Source organism: Mangrovihabitans endophyticus, assembly GCF_014646155.1.
In the GTDB taxonomy this organism is placed as follows: domain Bacteria; phylum Actinomycetota; class Actinomycetes; order Mycobacteriales; family Micromonosporaceae; genus Actinoplanes; species Actinoplanes endophyticus.
Genome location: NZ_BMMX01000095.1, coordinates 1 through 4,205 on the forward strand (window position 1 = coordinate 1; position 4,205 = coordinate 4,205).

Consider the following 4,205-nt stretch of genomic DNA (forward strand, 5'->3'; position numbering starts at 1 on the left):
GTGAACACCGCACCCACCCGGCGCGGCGCCTCCGCCTCACCCCGCACCACCGAGTCGCCGAGCAGCACCGCCCGGTGCGCGAAGGTCGACCGGGTGGTGGTCAGCGAGTAGCCGATGTCGGCCGACGACAGCTCGGGTCGTTCCGCGATCCAGTGCCGCAGCCGGTCGATCTGCGCGTCCAGGGCCGGCCCGGACTTGGCCGACACCGGCAGCGGCGCCGGACCGGTGGCGGCCGGTGCCGCCGGAGCCCCGGGCGCCGTCGATGCGGGTGGTTGTTCGATGATGACGTGCGCGTTGGTGCCGCTGATGCCGAACGACGACACCCCGGCCCGCCACGGCCGGTCCACCTGAGGCCAGGGCGTCGGCGCGGTGAGCAGTTCGATGTCGCCCGCCGTCCAGTCCACGTGTGTCGACGGGCGGTCCACGTGCAGGGTCGCCGGCACCGTGCCGTGCCGCATCGCCTGCACCATCTTGATGATCCCGGCCACCCCGGACGCCGCCTGGGTGTGCCCGATGTTCGACTTCACCGACCCCAGCAACAACGGACGATCCTCGGAACGATCCCGCCCGTACGTCGCCAGCAACGCCTGCGCCTCGATCGGGTCGCCCAGCGTGGTGCCGGTGCCGTGGCCCTCGATCACGTCGACGTCGCCGGGGCGCAGTCCCGCGGCGCGCAGGGCTCGGCGGATGACACGCTGCTGGGACGGGCCGTTGGGGGCGGTCAGCCCGTTGGACGCGCCGTCGGAGTTCACCGCCGACCCGCGCACCACGGCGAGGATCGGGTGGTCGTGGCGTTCGGCGTCGCTGCGCCGCTCGACGACCAGCACGGCGACGCCTTCGGACCAGCCGGTGCCGTCGGCGGCGTCGGCGAACGCCTTGCACCGCCCGTCGCCGGCCAGGCCGCCCTGCTTGGTGAAGCCGGAGAAGCCCATCGGGGTGGACATCACCGTGACACCGCCGGCCAGCGCCAGGTCGCACTCGCCGGAGCGCAGCGCCTGCGCCGCCAGATGCAATGCCACCAGCGACGACGAGCACGCCGTGTCCACGGTGACCGCCGGGCCCTCCAGGCCCAGGGTGTAGGAGACGCGCCCGGACACCACGCTGGCCGCCAGGCCGGTGCTGGCGTGGCCCTCGATGTCCTCCTTGGAGTTCATCACGAGCTGGGTGTAGTCCTGGCCGCCGGATCCCACGAACACGCCGGTCTGGCTGCCGCGCAGCCCGGCCGGGGCGATGCCGGCCTGTTCGAACGCCTCCCAGGAGGTCTCCAGCATGAGCCGCTGCTGCGGGTCCATGGCCAGCGCCTCGCGCGGCGAGATGCCGAAGAACCCGGCGTCGAAGTCGGCCACCCGCTCGACGAAGCCGCCGTCCTCGGTGGCGCTGCGTCCCCGGCCGCCGTCCGCGCCGTACCGCAGTTGGCTGAGGTTCCACCCGCGGTCGGTGGGGAATCCGGTGATGCCGTCGCGGCCGTGCGCGACCAGATCCCACAGTTCGTCGGCGGAGGTGACGCCGCCGGGCAGCCGGCACGCCATGCCGACGATGACGATCTCGTCCGTGCCGGCGCCGGCATCGGTCGGGGCAAGGAGGGAGGTGTCGTCGTCTGGCTGCTCGTCGAGCAGTTCGGCGAGCAGGTGCTCGGCGAGGGCGCGTGGGGTGGGGTAGTCGAAGGCCAGGGTGGCGGACAGCCGCAGCCCGGTGGCGGCGGTCAGTTGGTTGCGCAGTTCCACCGCGGTCAGCGAGTCGAAGCCCAGGTCGCGGAATTCCCGGCCGGCGTCGATCGCGCCGGGCGAGGCGTGGCCGAGTACCGTGGCGGCCTGCGCGCGGACCAGGCCGAGCATGTGGTCGAGGCGTTCCGGTGCGGACCGGGACAGCAGGTCGCGGGTCAGACCGGCGACGGTGGCCGCTCCGGACACCCCGGCCGCGGTGCGACGGCCCGGACGCACCAGGCGCCGCAGCACGGCGGGCACGTCGCCGGGCATCCGCGTGCCGGTGGCGGACATGCCGACCGGCACCAGGTAGGCGTGGTCCACGGTGGTGGCGTCGTCGAACAGCGCCAGCCCGCGGTCCACGTCGATGGGTGGCATGCCGGCGGCGGCGCGTTGCATTTCGGCGTCGGACAGGGTGGCCGTCATGCCGGCGTCCTGCGCCCAGGCGGGCCAGGCGAGAGAGTGCGCGGGCAGCCCGGCCGCGCGGCGGTGCGCGGCGAGCGCGTCCAGGAACGTGTTGCCGGCCGCGTAGTTGGCCTGTCCGGGAGTGCCGAGCACGCCGGAGATCGAGGAGAACATGACGAAGGCGGTCAGGTCCCGGCCCGCTGCGGCCCGCTCCTTGGTTGCTTCGTGCAGGTGCCAGGCCGCGGCCACCTTGGGCGCCATGACGGCGTGCAGGCGGTCCGGGGTGAGGGCGGTGAGCACGCCGTCGTCCAGCACGCCGGCGGTGTGCACCACCGCGGTCAGGTCGTCGATGCCGCCGACCAGTGCCCGCACCGCGTCGCCGTCGGTGACATCGCAGGCCACGATGCGGACCCGGGCGTCCGGTCCGTCGGTGTCCGGTGCGCCGGCGTTGAGTTCCGCGGCGAGTTCGGCGGCGCCGGGTGCGTCCGGGCCGCGTCGGCTGGCCAGCACCAGCCGCGCGCCGCCGTGGTCCGGGTGCCGGGCGGCCAGGTGCCGGGCCAGGTGCGAGCCGAGGCCGCCGGTGCCGCCGGTGATGAGCACGGTGCCGCCGGCCGTCCACGGCGACGTGCCGGCGGGGGTGTTCGCCGGGATCTGGTTGAGACGGCCGACGAGTAGTTCGCCGTCGCGGACGGCGAACTGGCCTTCGCCCTCGGCGATCAGGCCGGGCAGGCCGGGCAGGCGGTCCAGCATCGCGTCGGCGTCGGTGGTCACGGCGGCGTCGAGCAGGGCGAAGCGGCCGGGATGTTCGGACTGGGCGGACCGGACCACGCCCCAGGCGGTGGCGGCGGCCGGGTCGGCGCCGGTGGTGGCGCCGGCGGTGACGAACAGCAGCACCGTGCCGGGGTGGTCGGCGGCGAGCCAGCGCTGCATGGTGTCCAGCACGGTGGCGGCGTACGCGTGTGCGGCGGCGACCGTGCCGCCGTCTTCTCCGCTCAGGCGGACCACGGCGAGGTCGGCGTTGTCCGGGACGTCGGTGATGCCCTCGGCCACGGTGAGGCCGGCGTGGGTGTGGGCGCCGCGCGGCGGCACCCACTGCAGGGTGAGCAGCGACCCGGCACGGGCCGGGCCGGCCGGGGCGAGATCCCGCAGGGTGACTTCGGCGATGGTGAGCACCGGCGCCCCGGCCGGGTCGACGGCCGCCACGGCGTACCGGTCGTCGCCGAGCGCGCGGATCCGGGCGTGCAGGCTGGTGGCTCCGGCGGCGTGCAGGGTGACCCCGGCGAACCCGGCCACCGGGGTCTGCGCCCCGCCCTGCGCCGCGGTCAGCACGGCGGTGAGCAGGTGCGGGTGCAGACCGAACCGGGCGGCGTCGGCGGCCTGGTCGGCGGGCAGGGTGACCTCGACGCCGTCACCGTCGGCGCCGTCGAAGTGTGGCTGCTCGTCGGTCAGCACGCCGGTGGCGTGTTCGGTCCACGGCTCGTCACCGGTGCGCGAGTGCAGGGTGACCGTGCGGGAGCCGTCGCCGGCCGGGGCGTGCACCCGGATCTGGAGGATGACCGGGGTGGCGGCCAGCGGCAGCGGGGTGGTCACGTCCAGGGTGCGCAGGTGGTCGCAGCCGACCTGGTCGCCGGCGCGGACGGCGAGGTCCAGCCAGACCGCGGCGGGCAGCACGATCTGCCCAGCGGAGGTGTGATCGGCCAGCCAGGGGTGCGCGGACGGGGTGAGCAGGCCGGTGAGGATCACCTCGTCGGCACCGGCGACCGAGACGGCCGCGCCGAGCAGCGGGTGCCCGGCGGCGGTCAGGCCGGCGGCGGTGACGTCGCCGGCGCCGGTGGCCGGGCGGGGCCAGTAGCGCCGGTGGTCGAAGGCGTAGGTGGGCAGCGGCACCCGGCCCGCGTCCGGGTACCAGCCGGTGAAGTCGACATCCACCCCGTGCACGTGCAGCGTCGCCGCAGCGGCGTCCACGGCCTCCTGCTCACCACGGCTACGGCGCTGCAACGGCACCGCGAGCACATCCGGATCGGTGATCATCGGGGTCAGCGCCGCGTCCGGGCCCACCTCGACCACGGTATCCACACCGGACTCCCGCACCATCAC

General features: G+C 75.1%; 1 protein-coding gene. It reads right to left on the bottom strand.

Annotated elements, in window-relative coordinates; translation table 11 throughout:
• Positions 1 to 4,184, bottom strand: a 4,184-nt coding sequence (locus tag IEY73_RS32430; RefSeq protein ID WP_229716393.1) for a type I polyketide synthase, incomplete at its 3' end; no start/stop codon positions are given.
• Positions 4,185 to 4,205 lie beyond the last annotated feature (21 nt).